The organism is Neobacillus niacini (assembly GCF_048572935.1).
GTDB lineage: Bacteria > Bacillota > Bacilli > Bacillales > Cytobacillaceae > Neobacillus > Neobacillus niacini.
In genome coordinates this window covers 1138251-1152790 of sequence record NZ_CP183883.1, presented here as the reverse complement: position 1 = coordinate 1152790, position 14540 = coordinate 1138251, and the positions used below count along the sequence as shown (strand labels likewise).

Annotated in this window: 14 protein-coding genes; 3 read left to right on the top strand and 11 right to left on the bottom strand. The window is 42.2% G+C overall.

Annotated features, from left to right (window positions below):
* Window positions 1–124 precede the first annotated feature (124 nt).
* From murA to ACN6MT_RS05490, 4 genes are all read right to left on the bottom strand, one after another.
* Window positions 125–1435 (bottom strand): UDP-N-acetylglucosamine 1-carboxyvinyltransferase, encoded by a 1311-nt coding sequence (gene murA, locus ACN6MT_RS05505; RefSeq protein ID WP_419955037.1) that lies wholly within the window; start codon window positions 1433–1435, stop codon window positions 125–127.
* A 32-nt stretch (window positions 1436–1467) separates the two neighbouring features.
* Window positions 1468–2214, bottom strand: coding sequence for a YwmB family TATA-box binding protein (locus tag ACN6MT_RS05500; protein WP_419955036.1), 747 nt, complete (start codon window positions 2212–2214; stop codon window positions 1468–1470).
* Window positions 2215–2502: 288 nt separating this feature from the next.
* The gene (locus ACN6MT_RS05495) at window positions 2503–2754 is read right to left on the bottom strand and encodes a DUF1146 family protein (RefSeq protein WP_063254822.1); all 252 of its coding nucleotides are present in this window, start codon (window positions 2752–2754) and stop codon (window positions 2503–2505) included.
* A 407-nt stretch (window positions 2755–3161) separates the two neighbouring features.
* Window positions 3162–3488 carry a general stress protein gene (locus tag ACN6MT_RS05490; RefSeq protein WP_063254768.1) on the bottom strand — a complete coding sequence of 109 codons (327 nt, stop codon included), beginning with the start codon at window positions 3486–3488 and terminating at the stop codon, window positions 3162–3164.
* Window positions 3489–3657: 169 nt separating this feature from the next.
* On the opposite strand from ACN6MT_RS05490, the gene ACN6MT_RS05485 reads away from it, so the two are divergent.
* Together ACN6MT_RS05485 and ACN6MT_RS05480 are read left to right on the top strand one after the other, a co-directional pair.
* Window positions 3658–3867, top strand: a complete 210-nt coding sequence (locus ACN6MT_RS05485) for an IDEAL domain-containing protein (RefSeq protein ID WP_063254767.1) — start codon at window positions 3658–3660, stop codon at window positions 3865–3867.
* Between the two features lie 68 nt (window positions 3868–3935).
* Window positions 3936–4187 (top strand): GlsB/YeaQ/YmgE family stress response membrane protein, encoded by a 252-nt coding sequence (locus ACN6MT_RS05480; protein WP_419955035.1) that lies wholly within the window; start codon window positions 3936–3938, stop codon window positions 4185–4187.
* Between the two features lie 1214 nt (window positions 4188–5401).
* On the opposite strand, the gene cls is transcribed toward ACN6MT_RS05480, so the two are convergent.
* The 3 genes from cls to ACN6MT_RS05465 all read right to left on the bottom strand — a co-directional run bounded on the left by cls (window position 5402) and on the right by ACN6MT_RS05465 (window position 10630).
* Complete coding sequence (gene cls / locus ACN6MT_RS05475) at window positions 5402–6901, bottom strand: cardiolipin synthase (RefSeq protein ID WP_419955034.1); 1500 nt, start codon at window positions 6899–6901, stop codon at window positions 5402–5404.
* 79 nt (window positions 6902–6980) lie between these two features.
* Window positions 6981–7751, bottom strand: coding sequence for a CheR family methyltransferase (locus tag ACN6MT_RS05470; protein WP_419956383.1), 771 nt, complete (start codon window positions 7749–7751; stop codon window positions 6981–6983).
* A gap of 98 nt (window positions 7752–7849) precedes the next feature.
* On the bottom strand, window positions 7850–10630 hold the full coding sequence (locus ACN6MT_RS05465) for a CHASE3 domain-containing protein (RefSeq protein ID WP_419955033.1): 2781 nt from the start codon (window positions 10628–10630) through the stop codon (window positions 7850–7852).
* Between the two features lie 475 nt (window positions 10631–11105).
* Between ACN6MT_RS05465 and ACN6MT_RS05460 the strand changes: the two genes are divergently transcribed.
* The gene (locus ACN6MT_RS05460) at window positions 11106–11579 is read left to right on the top strand and encodes a Dps family protein (RefSeq protein WP_419955032.1); all 474 of its coding nucleotides are present in this window, start codon (window positions 11106–11108) and stop codon (window positions 11577–11579) included.
* A gap of 40 nt (window positions 11580–11619) precedes the next feature.
* On the opposite strand, the gene ACN6MT_RS05455 is transcribed toward ACN6MT_RS05460, so the two are convergent.
* The 4 genes from ACN6MT_RS05455 to ACN6MT_RS05440 all read right to left on the bottom strand — a co-directional run bounded on the left by ACN6MT_RS05455 (window position 11620) and on the right by ACN6MT_RS05440 (window position 14385).
* The gene (locus ACN6MT_RS05455; RefSeq protein WP_419956382.1) at window positions 11620–12759 is read right to left on the bottom strand and encodes a PP2C family protein-serine/threonine phosphatase; all 1140 of its coding nucleotides are present in this window, start codon (window positions 12757–12759) and stop codon (window positions 11620–11622) included.
* Window positions 12760–12825: 66 nt separating this feature from the next.
* Window positions 12826–13617, bottom strand: coding sequence for an RNA polymerase sigma factor SigB (gene sigB / locus ACN6MT_RS05450; RefSeq protein ID WP_419955031.1), 792 nt, complete (start codon window positions 13615–13617; stop codon window positions 12826–12828).
* Window positions 13583–14065, bottom strand: a complete 483-nt coding sequence (gene rsbW / locus ACN6MT_RS05445) for an anti-sigma B factor RsbW (RefSeq protein WP_419955030.1) — start codon at window positions 14063–14065, stop codon at window positions 13583–13585. Before rsbW ends, sigB begins: the two co-directional genes overlap by 35 nt.
* Window positions 14062–14385, bottom strand: coding sequence for an anti-sigma factor antagonist (locus tag ACN6MT_RS05440; RefSeq protein ID WP_419955029.1), 324 nt, complete (start codon window positions 14383–14385; stop codon window positions 14062–14064). The genes rsbW and ACN6MT_RS05440 overlap by 4 nt, the downstream gene beginning before the upstream one ends.
* Between the last annotated feature and the right edge of the window lie 155 nt (window positions 14386–14540).

Genomic DNA, 14540 nt, shown 5'->3' with positions numbered 1-14540 from the left:
CCATCATATGGAGGGGGACAAGCATTTATGACTAAAAATAGATTCTAGAATATTCAGAAAACTAATATACATAATAAAAAACCGAAGAATGCATCTCACTAGATACGCTCTTCGGCTCGTTATTTTATGCGTTCATATCCGTAATAAAGCTTTCCACTTCTGTAAAAGCTTCTTCTGCTTCTTTGACACGTTCGATATCCGCGCCTAAAGCTGCTAATTTTCCATGGAAGTTTACATATCCACGATCTAAATGTTTTAATTCCGTAACGCGTGTATTACCATCAGAAACCAACCCTGTTAAAATTAAAGCGGCTGCTGCACGAAGGTCTGTAGACGTTACTTCAGCACCTTGTAAGTTAGAAGGTCCGTTTAATATAACAGAACGCCCTTCAATTTTAATGTCAGCATTCATCCGGCGGAATTCCTCTACATGCATGAAGCGGTTTTCGAACACCGTCTCCGTGATCATTGATGTGCCTTCTGCACGAAGCAGGAGCGCCATCATTTGTGATTGCATATCTGTTGGGAAGCCAGGATGCGGCATCGTTTTAATATCAACAGCTTTAAGCTTTTCAGGACCGATGACGCGGACGCCATCACCTTCCTCAATGATTGTTACGCCCATTTCTTCCATTTTTGCAATTAAAGAAGAAAGGTGTTCAGGAACTGCGCCTTGAACGAGGACATTTCCACCTGTAATGGCACCAGCAACCATGAAAGTTCCTGCTTCGATACGGTCAGGAATGATGTTATGGTCTGTACCAAATAATACATCGACACCTTCAATACGAAGAGTGCCCGTGCCTGCGCCTCGGACATTTGCCCCCATTTTATTCAAGAAGTTCGCTAGGTCAACGATTTCCGGTTCCTTTGCTACGTTCTCTATGATAGTAGTTCCCTTAGCTAAGGTTGCCGCCATCATGATATTTTCGGTTGCACCCACACTTGGGAAATCCAAGTATATTTTTGCTCCCTTTAAGCGGCCATCAACCTCCGCTTCGATAAATCCATTTCCTACTTTTACCTTTGCACCCATCGCTTCAAAACCTTTAAGGTGCTGATCAATCGGTCTAGAACCAATCGCACATCCGCCTGGCAGGGCTACACGAGCACGGCCATTGCGCGCTAATAAAGAACCCATCACGAGGACAGATGCACGCATTTTACGAACATATTCAAACGGCGCTTCTTCTTTCAACACTCTAGATGCATCAACGACAACTGTATTATTGTCAAAGGCAACTTCCGCATTCAAGTTGCGCAATACTTCATTAATTGTGTATACATCGGAGAGTGTAGGTACATCACGAATTACACTTTTTCCGTCACTTGCTAATAATGTGGCAGCGAGTACAGGCAGGACCGCATTTTTTGCGCCTTCTACTTTAACGGTTCCATATAGCCTTTTTCCGCCGCGGACGATGATCTTTTCCAAGAGTATTCCCCTCCGCGTCCATTTTCTCTATATTAATATTCAATCGTAATGATTGGTGTGCCAACTACAATGGTAGTCTTTGCGCCCAATCCTTCGGAGCGTATGCCAATTTGTAAATTCATGTCCCGCGCTATGGAGTTTGAAAACATTGGCGAGTTCGCCGATACAGACATGAAATTATCCTCTTTTAACGCTTCGATTTCTTTTGCATCAAAAATTTCCATTAACTCACTTGTCATAGTCGGAACAGCTTTATCCATCTTATCACTGATGCTGCCCTTCATACCAGAGAAAATTGTTGGATTTCCTCGAAATATGTCAGATAGCCTATTTTTGACTTGATTCTTCGTGAAAAAGGACTCCATCTCCTTATTCCACTCGTTACCGCTGACCCTATATACTATATACGCATTAACAGGTTGTTTTGTGTGGGTTGCCATCAATTGAAGCATTTCTGTGTGGTGTTTAGAAGTTGGAGATACTGCTATTACTTCCCATTTTTCGCTGGTCTTCCTTGTGGACCAATCCCAATCAGGAAACTTTTGCTGAAGCTCCTTTACATAGCCCTGCACTTCTTTCTCTGTAGTGAGGTCAACCAAATGCTCCCTTGCATAAAACGACCATTCTTCGAGCAAAATATCTTCTGTTTGAAAAGCGTCAGCGATTTTTACCAAATCAAGCTCACCGCTGGCTGCCGTTAACCGGCTGCCAAGCACCGCGATCAAACCAACCATTATCATAAGACTTATGCTAAAAAGTACCTTTGTTTTTCTCTTCATCTCTACTCTCCCCCTTACTACCATTGTTACCAAGGGGAGGAATAGCATACTTGGGAAATGTCGACACTTTTGGACAAGCTTTTTGATACAGAAGATCTTTTTGAAAATTACCTCATTCCTGCATTAGACAGGTTCTAGTTTTTGCGTTGGTAATCTCATTTTTGCTAAAACATGTATCCATCTATTTTCTAAGTTGTTACTTTTTCTTGAAGATTGCACATTTTTTCACACAAAATGAATTGTACTCAATTTTCCTCAAAAAAGATACATGTACGAAGACCTAAATTTTTACCAATTGTGTATGTATTGTAAAATTAACGGCAGCTGCCTTGACCATGAAAGATAGTCTAGGAAAAAGTTACTAACCGTCGATCCAATAATAATCGCCAACAATATATACAATAATCGCGCCTGAAAAACATGATTCGGTTTCAGCAGCTTATCCAAACGAATCGACTGCAGCGCCCACCACGCCAGCGCAATAAACACCAAATGCGAAAAAATACTCAACAAAGCAATCTGCCCAAAATTCTCCATAATACCCCTCCGGTGCCTGTCACCATTTATGCAAAAATCCACTATTATGCATAAATTTTATGCATAAAGTAGGTGCATATAATACTGACGGATGAAAACCTGAAAGGTTTCGTTTCTATTATAGCAAACTTTTAACGCATTAACTGCCTAAACACTGTTTATGTGTGCCCAATCAGTGTTTAGGCAGTTAATAAGTAATGTGGACGTTTAGATTCCATTCCAAATCCTGCTGATTCTTAACGGAACGTAAACTCGGTCCCCATGTATCTCCTTGTGAATAATTGGTTTATTAAAATATTGCATGAGTGACTGACTATCTCTATTATTATGCCTTGCCCGTTTACGCATACCTTTCAATCTTTCTATGCTCTGATTGGACTTTTTCATGACTATTCACCTCATTATTTTTGTTAAGCCGTTTTTGATGCGACGACAACCACTTTTCCATCATCCATTTGTTCTTCACAACGCTCTGCCGCTGCGGCTGATAATCCCAGTGACTCTAACTTCGCACGCAGTTCATCTCCTCTGGAACGAAATACATTGGCGAATGATTCAAATACTCCCTGCTCCCCAACACCAACCGCGCTGATCTCCAGTGCGTCTGTAAGATGTTCTGTACGGTCCTCGTCATGTGCGAATAGATAAATTTCATCCTTAGTGAACCCTTCCATCATAAAGTCCGCGATTTCCTTTTTAGCCTGAACTCCATTTTCCACAATCTTTACGTTTTCCATGTTGATTCCTCCTAGTGTTATTTTTCTAGCTGATGTGTCAGCTTGTACCAGTTATATAACCCCTCTAACACATCACCAAACCTATTTAGTAAAAATTCCATTAGTTTTAATGGATAAATATTGGGGTATATACCCTTCAGGTAAAAAAAAGCATAACTGGAGGGGTAATATGAGGAATAAAGCAGAGTTAATTACAAAAATCAGTTTGTTAAAACGAAGAATCGATCAGTGTCTGGATGAGCGGGATCAGGAAGCATTTAATCGATTATCATTTGAATTAAAGGTTTGCCAGCGTTACTTGGAAACACGAATGAACACGCCCGAGACGAGTGTAAAGGAGCGTTTGGCGCAAAATCGTAATAAGTTTTTTCACTACTAGGTTTAACTGATGTGATACCGGGTATTTACTAACCATAGCTTGATGAAAAACAGAAAGGAGAGATTTTCATGGGATTTATTTGGTCATTAATTATTGGAGGAATTATCGGCTGGTTGGCCGGACTTATTCTGGGGCGTGATGTTCCAGGTGGAGTAATTGGTAATATCATTGCAGGGTTTATCGGTGCCTGGATTGGATCTGCTTTAGGCGGATGGGGACCTGTCATTGGAGGGTTTTATATCTTACCAGCCCTTCTCGGCGCTATTGTCGTTGTTCTAATCGTGAGCGTTATCTTGAAAATGATTAGACGAAAAGCGTAATATAGACCCAAAGAAGACTGCATAAGGTGCAGTCTTCTTTTTTACGTTTTAGAATCAGGGTTAGATCGCAGCTCGAGGTTGGTGGCAGTTGAAATGGTTAGGCAGATAAACTAAGGAATTTGGCAGGTTAATTGGGGCAAATGGCAGGTAAGCTTCTAGGATCCGCAGGTGAAGAACACATTTTGGCAGGTAAAAGAATTTCTCTATAAAAAGGGGAACTAAAAAACAAGCCCCATTCTAAAAACAACGCTTAATCCTAAGATAAATATCCAAATATAGGAAAATATAATACCCAAGCCAGGCCGCAGCCTGGCTTTTTCAATGTCGAGTTTGGTCACTCAACTTATTAGGCAGATAAACTAAGGAAAAATGCAGGTAAGCAAACTAAATCCGCAGATAGAGAACACATTTTGGCAGGTAAAAGAATTCTCTATAAAAAGGGGAACTAAAAAAAAACGCCCCATTCTAAAAGCAACGCTTAATTCCGAGATGAATATCCAAATATCGGAAAATACAATACCTAAGCCAGGCCTCAGCCTGGCTTTTTAATGTCGAGTTTGGTCACTCAACTTATTAGGCAGATAGACTAAGAAAAAATGCAGGTAAACAGCATTCTATGCAGGTAAGCAATCAAAATCCGCAGATAGAGAACACACTTTGGCAGGTAAAAGAATTCTCTATAAAAAGGGAAACTAAAAAACAAGCCACATTCTTAAAGCAACGCTTAATTCCGAGATGAATATCCTAATATAAGAAAGTACAATACCAAAGCCAGGCCGCAGCCTGGCTTTTTCAATGTCGAGTTTGGTCACTCAACTTATTAGACAGATAAACTAAGAAAAAATGCAGGTAAACAGCAATCTATACAGGTAAGCAATCAAAATCCGCAGATAGAAAACACATTTTGGCAGGTAAAAGAATTCTCTATAAAAAGGGGAACTAAAAAAACACGCCCCATTCTAAAAGCAACGCTTAATTCTGAGACAAATATCCAAATATAGGAAAATACAACACCTAAGCCAGGCCGCAGCCTGGCTTTTTTCCAATCCCAAGTAGGGTCACTCAATTCATTAGGCAGATAAACTAAGGAAAAATGCAGGTAAACAGCATTCTATGCAGGTATGCAAACAAAATCCGCAGATAAAGACCACATTTTGGCAGGTACCCCGCTCACCAAAGGAATCAGCGGACTCCCCAAAGAAATCCGCCACATACTAAAGCACACCCGAAAACAACCGCGAAAAAGATTCCTTCCATTTAACCCCTATCCCCCTCTTGTAAAACGCAACAGGCCTTACCCGCTTGCACTCTTTAAGATCCTCTTCAAAATGACTCACAAGGTCGTCAATGCTGTCGGTGTCTGTTAAAAACAAATTCACCTCAAAATTCAAATGGAAACTGCGCTGGTCCATATTCGCGGTTCCAATCGTGGCCATGTCGCCATCAACAATAATTACTTTTTTATGTAAGAAGCCTTTTTGATAGGTGTAAATCTCAATTCCAGCTCGAAGAAGATCGGGAAAGTAAGATTGGGTGGCATATTGGGTTAGAAAACTATCATTGCTCTCAGGCACCATGAGCCGAACTTGAATGCCCTTTTTTGCAGCTACCCGAAGCGCAGTCATAATAGTCTGGCTTGGAATAAAGTAGGGAGTCGCAATCCAAATCGATTCGGTTGCACTCGAAATCATCGCATAAAAATGATCCCCCATGTCTCGGGTTTCGGGTCCAGTAGCAACCACGTGGACGAGACCGTTGCCCGCTAACGAAACAGGCTGCAGGTAGCGGGGGTCTTCAAACAAGGCTTCTCCGCAGACATATTTCCAATCTAATAAAAAAACGGCATGTAGTGTCTGGACGGCTTCTCCTTCCAGCAACACATGCGTATCACACCAAAAACCAAACCTGTCATCCTCACCAAGGTATTCCACTCCCACATTCAACCCGCCGACAAATCCAATTTTTCCGTCAATCACAATAATTTTTCGATGATTACGAAAATTAAACTTTTGCGTAAACCAACCGGATATCAGCGGCAGAAAAGGTTGAATCTGAATCCCGGATTCCGCCATTTTCCTTTTATCCTGTTCGGAAAGGGTAAAACTTCCAAACGCGTCGTAAATCAGCCTGACCTCTACTCCTTCCTTTACTTTATCAGTCAATATCTCCATCAGCTCCTGCCCCAGCCGATCATAGCGAAAAATATAATACTCTAAATGAATAAAGTCCTTCGCTTCCTTTAACTTCTGTTTCACCTCAAGAAAGGTTATTTCCCCGTTTTGCAAAATTTTAGTCCTCGTATTCTGGCTTTGGTTGGTTAACGTCACGCGTTCGAGATAGCTGACAAAACCTCGTTGGTGGTCATTGAGCGTGGATAGCATCTCAATGGGCCGCTTATGTTTACCAAATGCCTCGAAAAACTCGCGGTCACTTGCACGCTTACTTTGAAAAAGTTCCCCTTTAAATAGCATTTGCCCCGAATATATGTAGAAAATATAGCCTGCAACCGGCAGTAAAATCAACAAGCATGTCCATAAAAGAGTTCTCGGTACTGGACGATTCTGCAGCCATAGCTCTCCTACACTGTAAAGTATAATCGCTGCATACACCCCCATACCGATTGCTTTCCACCAAAAAGGGAATCTTGTAAAAAGAACCATCCAGCAGAAGAAAACCATCATTATGACAAAGAAAATCTCGATTCTTATTTTCATCCTGTTCCCTCACAGTCTTTTTACAATGAAATACCCTTCCAAGCACTCTATCAAACATAAAAAAGATGCCTGAACACGCTCAGGCATCTACTTTTTTTCGATAAATTTTTTCACTTGAATTAAATTCTACATATTTCATACCCTTCGGCATACCTAGGATCGATTCTTTACTTCCTAGACCAATGAATCCTCCGTCAGCAAGGCTATCATAAAATAGACCATGAACCTGCTGCTGCAGGGTGTTATCAAAATAGATCATGACATTACGGCATAGTATTACATGAAATTCGTTAAACGAGCTGTCACTCACCAAATTGTGCTGAGCAAAGGTGAGTTTCTCGGTCAAGCTGGGTGAAAAATAAGCAAACTGGTGGTCCGTGGAATAGTACTCCGAAAACGCCATTTTTCCACCCGCTTTCAAGTAATTTTTCGTATATTGCTGCATCTTTTTTAGCGGGAACGCTCCCCTTTCCGCAGCCATCAAAGCTTTTTCATTCATGTCGGTTGCGTAGATCTTCGCTTTTTTCCAAAGACCTTCCTCCTGCAGCAGGATCGCCATCGAGTAAACCTCCTCACCCGTAGCGCAGCCCGCATGCCATATCCTGACCTCTGGAAGCTCCCTGAGCAAAGGCACCACTTCATTCCGAAATGCGGCAAAAAAACTAGGGTCTCGGTACATTTCCGTCATCCGAATAGAAAAATCATTTAACAGCCGCTCCAAAACCCCGGGTTCGTGGAGCACTTTTTCCAATAAAGCAGTAATGGTTGGCAGCCTCTCCGCTTTCATCCGGTTCAGTATCCTCCTGCCAATCGAACCGCGGACATAGCCCCGAAAGTCATATCCATACATTTGATATAAGCCCTCAAGCAGCAATTTAATTTCGATTTCCTGAAGCTCATTTGGCTCTAGTAGATTGATATTTGTTACAATCTCTCTGGTTGTTTCGTTCAATCTTCATTCACCTGCTCGGTCAGCCATACCCGCATTAACGAGAATAACTGATTGATATTTAATGGTTTCATAATATAATCGGAAGCACCGGCTTCCATACACTTGTCACGTTCACCTTTCATTGCCTTGGCCGTGAGTGCTATAATGGGCAGTCTTTCCAACTCCAACTCCTGCCTGATCATTTTCATCGCTTCATAGCCGCCCATCACCGGCATCATAATATCCATGAACACGAGGTCAAAGTCTCCCTGTTCTTGTAAAAGTTCAATCGCCCGCTTGCCGTTTTCCGCAACTTGGACCTTCACACCCTTCTTCTCTAGAGCAGTAACAAGTGCAAATACATTCCGGCGATCATCTTCTACCAACAGGACTTTCTTTCCTTTAAAAAACCGGTCATCTGTCGCTTCTTCTTCCTCAGGCGTTTCTTCCTCCTCTATGGACGTTTCCTGTTCCTCCGTCATTCCGCTCACACTTGCGGCCACTTCCTCAAGCGCCAGTTGTGAATCAAACGGAAGGGAATATTCCATAGACTCCAGACTGCAAGGAACATATAGTGTAAACGTACTTCCTTTTTGCGGCTCACTTTGAAGCGTAATCGCACCGCCCAGTAAACGGGTAAATTCACGGCATATCGATAACCCTAAACCAGTTCCGCCATACTGTCGATTGGTTGTACCATCCACCTGTTGAAACGCCTCGAAGATAATTTGCTGCTTCTCCTGAGCAATTCCAATTCCTGTATCACTCACAGAGATGGCCAGCACCAATTCCTCTTCATCCAAGCCAGGCAAATGTTCCTCAACCTTTTCTCTTTCAGCGAGTTCAATACTTACTGTTACAGAACCTTGTTCCGTAAACTTAAATGCATTGGATAATAAATTCTTCCAAATTTGCTGCAAACGCTGCCCGTCTGTCGTGATCACAGAAGGTACATTTGAATCTGTTTGCACCTCAAAAGTCAGATTCTTTTTGGCGGCAACAGGGGCAAACATGTTCTTCATCATTTGTGGAATTTCCGTTACGTTGACTTCATCTGTTAAAATTTCAATTTTACCTGCTTCAATTTTTGATAAATCAAGAATATCATCAATCAACCGCAGCAAGTCACTTCCGGCTGTGTAAATAACACGTGAGGAATCCCTTACTTCTGATCCATCCATTTCCTCATCATTTTCCATTAGCATCTGAGATAGAATCAGAATACTGTTTAATGGCGTGCGCAGCTCGTGTGACATATTCGCAAGGAAATCCGTTTTATACTGCGAGCTCATCTGCAGTTTCCTTGAATAGTCTTCTAGTTCATCCTTCGCTTTTTTCAGGTCGTACGCTCTTTGTTCGGCGTACTGCTTCTGTTCTTCTAAATATTCATTGGTAATCCGCAATTGTTCCTGCTGCATTTGCAATTCTTCAGATTGGGCTTGAAGCTCCTCTGATTGCGCCTGGAGCTCTTCGGTTAACACCTGTGATTCCCCTAGCAGCCTTTCAACTTCCATCCGTCCGGCTACATTGGTAATCGCTGAACCGAACTTATCTTGAAGCAGATCCAATAAAGTTAGATGCTGCGATATAAATGGCTGAAACGAAGCGAATTCCACCACCGCTTCTACCCTGCCATCTACTAAAATGGGCGCAACCAATAGATTCGTTGGTGAAGATTGACCTAACCCCGAAGCCACTTTAAAATGTTCCTCTGGCAGCTTATCAATCAGGAAGATTCTTTTATCCATTGCCGCCTGGCCAATTAGCCCTTCTCCTAACCGGAAACTCTCAGCAGCCCTTTCTTCTGAAACAATCGCATAACCGGCCTCTTTCACATAACGAACTTCGCTTCCTTGATTCCTGCGCAGGTAAACAACACCATAGACACCTCCAAGCAAAGGAGTAAGCTTAGTGATAAAGGCTTGCGTCAATTCTGTGAGATCTGTCATTCCCTGGTACATGGTCGAGATTTCTGCCACGCTTTTCTGAATCCAATTGTGTTTCTCTAGACTGCTGAGAAGTTCGTTCATCGCTTCCGCGAGTTCCTGGGTTTCATCATGCGTGTTGACCTCGATTCTAGTGGAAAGGTCAACCTCGGTCTCTCTTGAATCTGTAACACTTTTAATCGTCCGAACAACCTGCTTAATTGTGTTGACAATTGAATTGGACAGGAATACGGCGGTAGCAATCGTAATCAAGGTGACCACGATGATAAGGCCATACAACGAGATTTTTAAATTGTTATTCTCCTGATTCAGCTTCTCCACACGCTTATTTGTCATGTCCCTCTGATTTTCAAGGAAGGACTCAAAATGTGCCCGGAGTTCATCTGTCATTTTTTTACCTTTGTTCTTATTAAAATACTCGTCTAATGCCGTCTGGTTATTTGCCCTTTTTTGATTAACGGCATATTCGGCAGAACCGGTGATCCAGTTTAGTATCAGCGGTTTCATTTCTTCTAAATTGCGCTGCTGCGTCCCATTATCCCCCAGCAGGGAATGAAGTGTATTGTAGTTGTCGAGCCAGCCTCGGCTAGCTGTATTGTAAGGCTCGAGATACTCCTCATTGCCTGTAATGACATAGCCTCTCATACCTGTTTCTATATCTAAGACATTTTTTTGAATCTGATTCGCCAAATTGTGAACCTCTATATCATGCTCCGATATGAAATCAATTTCTTTTTGCAGAGCCGACATCCGATCCATGATGATCAGCAGGGAGACGACTAAGCAAACCAAAATGAATACATAGCCTGCAATAATTTTCGTTTGGATGTTGAAATGGAATCCTTTCTTCATTCTCTCCTTCCCCCTCTTGTAAAAATTAGTTAATTCTATCATATCGTTTCTAGTAATCTCACCCAATAGGAAATTTGTCTCAACCTGCTGAAGGACATTTCTCTTCTTCTACTAGCAAGATTTGTCCTTCATCACTCTCATGAAGGACACTTCCCCTCTCCAACTAGCAGGATTTGTCCTTCACCACCCTCATGAAGGACACTTCCCCTCTCCTCCTAGCAAGATTTGTCCTTCATCACCTTCATGAAGGACATTTCCCCACTCCTTCTAGCAAGATTTGTCCTTCACCACCCTCATGAAGGACGTTTCTCCACTCCAACTAGCAGGATTTGTCCTTCACCACCCTCATGAAGGACATTTCCCCACTTCAACCTAGCAAATTTGTCTTTAATAAAACCTATGAAAATTTTAATAGTTTCAACTTAAAGTCACCAGGGTATATAACTGGTACACCACAAACCAGGAGGTAATATCTATGGCAACTTCAACAAAAACAAAATCAAAATCCAAAGAAAAAACATTATCCGAAACACTCAACAGACAGGTGGCGAACTTTTCTGTTCTTCATATGAAGCTGCACCATTTCCACTGGTACGTAAAGGGAGAAAACTTCTTCACCCTGCACCTTAAATTTGAAGAACTTTACAAGGAAGCAGCCTTACATCTTGATACGATCGCAGAAAGAATGCTTGCACAACGGGCATTACCGGTTGCAACCCTTACGGAGATTCTGGAACTTACCACTCTGAAGGAAGCAACAGGCGAGGAAAATGCCAAGCAAATGGTTCAATCACTGGCAGATGATTTTGACATGATTTGTAATGAGCTGACAGAAGGAATCACCCTTGCCGAAGAAAATGAAGATCAACCTACTGAAGACTTGCTCGTTCACATTCGTACCTCGTTAGAAAAGCATAGATGGATGTTTGAAGCGTATCTTGCGGAGTAATCATAAAAATTGGGTGTCAGCCGCCGTGCTGACACCCCTTTTAATTAGTAGAAATTAAGACCATACACATATCGTCTTTCGGAGGATTTACCAGTTCCCAGCCCGGCTGCAGTTGATGAAGTATTGCTGCCGGATCTCCCATATCCACAGCTTGTAAGGAGCTAATCAGCTTATCGGCCGCATCCTCATATTTCTCCTCCAGCCATTCGGATAATCCATCCGTAAACAGCAGGATTCGGGCAGAATCACGATAAGGAATCACCCCTTTGGTGACGTCAATCTCTTCAAAAAACCCGAGCGCACAGGAACCTTCTGTTAACATTTTCACTTCTTCATCGACAATCGCAATCCCTGTAGGATGACCGGCATTGACGTATTCAATCGTTTTCTTTTCCGTATCAAGCACAAAATAAATCGCCGTGAAATAATAGTTCATTAAACTATCAGGCGTATGTAGTTGAAGCATTCGACGGTTCAGTTCCTTCATGACCTTTTGTGGATCAACGATTCCCGTAATACTATCCTTTAACGCGGAATAGATGTACATTCCTACAAGTGAGGAGGAAATCCCGTGACCCATCATATCAAGCAAAATCACTCCATATTGGCTCGGACTAATCTGATACCAGGCATAGAAATCACCAGCTAGCTCGAAGGTTGGCCTGTACACGGCAGAAATGCTGACATCCTTTTCCTGGAGCGGCCCTGAGAGCATGCTTCGCTGCACTTGTCTGGCCAGGTCGAGATCATATTGAATTCGTCGGTCTCGTTCCTTCCGCAGGTCTTTTTCTTGCTTTAGCCTTAGTACAGACCGAATTCGAGCGAGGAGCTCGACTTTATTAATCGGTTTCATGACATAATCCAGAGCTCCCGCATCCATAGCCTCAGCCATTATATTTGAATCACCCATCGCCGTAACAAAAATAATTGGCAGATCCGAGAACCGCTCATTGGCCAAGACTTTCCTGCAGGCTTCAATTCCATCAATTCCTGGCATCATCAAATCCATGAGGATGAGGTCAACCGGGACTTCACCAGGATTCGGTGAATCGAGCTGTAAATATTGATATAAATCCGCTGCAGATGACAATAAAAGTAACCTATTATATCCAGCTTTCCTCAGGATTTTCTCGACAATGATTAGGTTTGTTTTATTATCATCTACAACGACAATCTTCATTGGCATTGGCTTCACTCCCTTTTTTTAAAAGATGAGCATGACTCCTTCTTCGGTGACAGGCACCGACTAGTTTAGTCTGTCCTGATGGGCATTACCTGCAAGTGCCTTTCGTAATTTCTCAATCGCCTTTTTTTGCAGACGGGATACATGCATTTGCGAAATTCCCAGGGATTCTCCCACTTCACGTTGACTTTTATTTTCAATAAAGGTCCACTGAATAATTTGCTTCTCCCTATCGTCCAATACATGAAGGGCACTCTGCACCAGCATCTGCTGATCCACTCTTTCATACCCTTTGTCTTCTGACCCGATGACATCTAACGCGGTAACCCCGCTGCCGTCGGAACTGGTTTCAATCGTTTGGTCCACAGACGCCGTTTGATACCCTTTTCCTAATTCCATCGTTTCGAGTACTTCTTCTTCAGAAATCCCTAAATGCTCAGCGATTTCATGTATTTTTGGTGAGCGTTGCAAGCGGTTGGTTAGTTCTTCTACAGCTGCATTCAACTTTGGCCACGTTTCTTTAATTCGTCGAGGTACATGAACATCCCATGTCTTGTCCCTTAAAAAACGTTTAATTTCACCAATGACCATCGGAATTAAATAGGCTTCGAATGGGTTCCCGGTACTAGGGTCGAAACGTCTAATGCTGGATAATAAACCAATCATCCCGACCTGCACGATATCTTCATGCAAATTTCTTCCTTTTGAATATTTTCTTGCAATGCTCCCGATCAGATTGGTGTACTGTTCAACTAACTGGATTTGGGCACTCTCACTCTCATTCTCCTGATAGTCTCGGATTAATGCATAGGTTTCTTCCTTAGTTCGTTTCGCGGTCTGAGGTGGCTTTGTCATGACTTTCACGCTCCTCGCCTAGATACTTCACCATGAAGACCGTTACTCCAGAACGATTCAACACACGGACTTCATCCATGAGCGTTTCGATTAGAAAGAGACCTAACCCTCCCTCTGTTAGTTGATCGATCGTACTTGACTCTGTATAAGGGCCTAATTCCTCTTTTGTCTTTAAAAAGTTAAAACTTTGACCGTTATCGGCCACCATCATTTCTAACTTATCCTCGTAGATACCAAAGCCGACAATCACTTCTCCGACTTCACTTTCCGGATAGGCATGCTGCACCGCATTTGTGCAAGCTTCACTAACAGCAATTTTAATATCCTCGATTTGCTCATATGTATAACCCATGCGGCTGGCAATGCCTGAAATGGTTAATCGAATGACACCAACATATTCCGCTTTCGCCGGAAACTTCATTTCAACATAATCCATCACGTTTTTCATCGTCCCCCGTCCTCTGAAATATTCATAATTTTATCCAATCCTGTCAGTTCAAAAAGGCGAACCAATCGATCCGATAATTCTACTAACCTTAGTTCTCCCTCATTTTTATTCAGCTGCTTGAACAATCCAACAAATACACCTAATCCCGTACTATCCATGTAGGAAACATCCTTCAGATTGACTGTAATCGTTTTACCTTGGCCTTCTGAAAGCGGCAATAGCTCCTCACGAAGTTTTGGTGCAGTATAAGCATCGATTTCTCCTGTAACCGACACGAACATTTCCTTATCATTCTGATGTTCTTCAATCATTATTTTCATCCCATCATCACCTCTGAAATATTTACAGTGTTACATACCCGTTTTAAAAAAAGTTAAACCTATTTTTTTAAAAAATATTTTTCTAGCATTATACCAAATTTAGGCAGGGTTACGAATAGTGCCAACTTCCTAGTGCGTTTCTCACACGAAAAGAG

Coding starts and splice junctions, on each gene's coding strand:
- ACN6MT_RS05485 (WP_063254767.1), top strand. CDS start 3,658: ATGAGGAATAAAGCAGAGTTAATTACAAAAATCAGTTTGTTAAAACGA.
- ACN6MT_RS05455 (WP_419956382.1), bottom strand. CDS start 12,759: ATGAAGATTGTCGTTGTAGATGATAATAAAACAAACCTAATCATTGTC.
- ACN6MT_RS05440 (WP_419955029.1), bottom strand. CDS start 14,385: ATGAAAATAATGATTGAAGAACATCAGAATGATAAGGAAATGTTCGTG.
- rsbW (WP_419955030.1), bottom strand. CDS start 14,065: ATGAAAAACGTGATGGATTATGTTGAAATGAAGTTTCCGGCGAAAGCG.
- sigB (WP_419955031.1), bottom strand. CDS start 13,617: ATGACAAAGCCACCTCAGACCGCGAAACGAACTAAGGAAGAAACCTAT.
- ACN6MT_RS05490 (WP_063254768.1), bottom strand. CDS start 3,488: ATGGAAAACGTAAAGATTGTGGAAAATGGAGTTCAGGCTAAAAAGGAA.
- cls (WP_419955034.1), bottom strand. CDS start 6,901: ATGAAAATAAGAATCGAGATTTTCTTTGTCATAATGATGGTTTTCTTC.
- ACN6MT_RS05465 (WP_419955033.1), bottom strand. CDS start 10,630: ATGAAGAAAGGATTCCATTTCAACATCCAAACGAAAATTATTGCAGGC.
- ACN6MT_RS05500 (WP_419955036.1), bottom strand. CDS start 2,214: ATGAAGAGAAAAACAAAGGTACTTTTTAGCATAAGTCTTATGATAATG.
- ACN6MT_RS05470 (WP_419956383.1), bottom strand. CDS start 7,751: ATGTATGGATATGACTTTCGGGGCTATGTCCGCGGTTCGATTGGCAGG.
- ACN6MT_RS05480 (WP_419955035.1), top strand. CDS start 3,936: ATGGGATTTATTTGGTCATTAATTATTGGAGGAATTATCGGCTGGTTG.
- ACN6MT_RS05460 (WP_419955032.1), top strand. CDS start 11,106: ATGGCAACTTCAACAAAAACAAAATCAAAATCCAAAGAAAAAACATTA.